General features: G+C 41.5%; 2 protein-coding genes and 1 pseudogene. All 3 read right to left on the bottom strand.

All coding sequences use genetic code 11. The features are described 5' to 3' along the window. Positions 1-245: pseudogene (locus tag MN869_RS20300) on the bottom strand (hypothetical protein); the annotation flags it as partial. After that, complete coding sequence (locus MN869_RS20305) at positions 245-778, bottom strand: DUF2313 domain-containing protein (protein ID WP_005204001.1); 534 nt, start codon at positions 776-778, stop codon at positions 245-247. The pseudogene MN869_RS20300 and the gene MN869_RS20305, both read right to left, overlap by 1 nt. Continuing rightward, positions 778-1,452 (bottom strand): baseplate J/gp47 family protein (locus tag MN869_RS20310; protein ID WP_243309225.1); only part of this gene is annotated, 675 nt, incomplete at its 5' end. The genes MN869_RS20310 and MN869_RS20305, both read right to left, overlap by 1 nt.

The following is a 1,452-nucleotide window of genomic DNA, read 5'->3' on the forward strand; positions in this document are numbered from 1 at the left end:
GCAGCAGCCAAAGCCACCACATCATCTTCAGTCGATAACAACTGAAAAAGCTGATCGCGTTGACCAGAATTTAATGTACGGCCATTCTTTTCAAGTAAAGCACACAGCTCTTCCTGAATGTGGTTGAGCCAGTCTGGTGTCAAGTATGTGGCATCTTGTCCAGAGATATCATTGTTGTCATGAAAACCTGTCTTACCAGCTCCATTGACGTTTGGACGTGCATTGATGCTATCAATTCGTTTCATTAGATCACCTCGATGTCATAGCGGATGTACGCTGGTAAATAGTTTTCGATAATGCAGTTGATGTCTGCATTAACTGGCGCTTTCAGCTTGAGTTTGACTTTGTAGCGAAGCACGTCTGTATTGACTGGAGAAGTACAAGGTGCTGTACATTGCATCGGCTTGTAGTTCACCAGTTCAAGCAAAGTAATGCCAAACTGCGCCAAAAGCTCTTTGACATACAAACGATTTAAGACGTTCTTCTTATCCATTACCCACTTGAGTGTCTGTATCCGCTCTTGCACGGTCTTCGTTGCGTTTACTGTGCATTTAAGTGGTAAACCATAATCACGCTCATACTCGGGCAATAACTCGACTGGAATATCCGTAATGACATTTAGCAAGCGCTTTGCATCCAGATCAGCTTGCGCAAATGCCAATGCATGCGCGTATATATCCTTTGCTAGTGTAGTTTTAGCAGAAGTGTCATATACACCAGTTGGCAACAATTGGCGTAAAACTAGGGCATATTGGTTTGCTGACTCTTGTAAATTCATCATGAGCCTCGTGTTACATTTAATGTGCCAAGTCTTAACCAACCTGTATGAAAGACATTGAGTGTCGGATCGACGTTATGGCTTGGGGTTAATACTAGGTCTGTAACACCAGATAAACTCAAGATACGGCCAAACAATTGACTATATGAATACTCAGCAACAGGCTTTAATTCAGCCATGTAGTTTTTAATCGTTGTCTTCACAGAATCTAAATCAACATTACCAGTGACCACTGCGGATATGTCAATAAACTCTTTGTCCAGTACATAAGCAACTGAATCAAAATAATGATCAGATACGTCATCTAAAATTTTTTGTACTTCAATAATTTGATTTGTGGTGGGCAACATTGGTGGATTGCCCTTTATTGTAAAAGCAATATCAACAGAGCCAAGACCACGCCGCTTTTTATAGATATAAACATCCTTCACATAAGAACGCTTTTTAATAGCTTCTTCCAAGTCTGCTGAACGATCACGAAAATAACCCAAGCGTTTACGCTCAAGCATTCTTGTGCGCCAATCCTCTAGTTCTTCACCATCCACACCACCATTAATAGTGACTTCAGTTGCAACACCGCTAAGACCAGCTTGTGGACTCACCCATAATAATGAGCCTGAAAAGTTCCAGCTTGCACCAATCTGCTCAGCCACAACTTCGATTGTTTTTGGTGT

The sequence above is a fragment of the Acinetobacter sp. NIPH1876 genome (genome assembly GCF_022808535.1).
GTDB classification, from domain to species: domain Bacteria; phylum Pseudomonadota; class Gammaproteobacteria; order Pseudomonadales; family Moraxellaceae; genus Acinetobacter; species Acinetobacter higginsii.

What these genes read in the sequence shown, in the direction of transcription:
- MN869_RS20305 (WP_005204001.1), bottom strand. Translation starts at nt 778, where the DNA reads ATGAATTTACAAGAGTCAGCAAACCAATATGCCCTAGTTTTACGCCAA.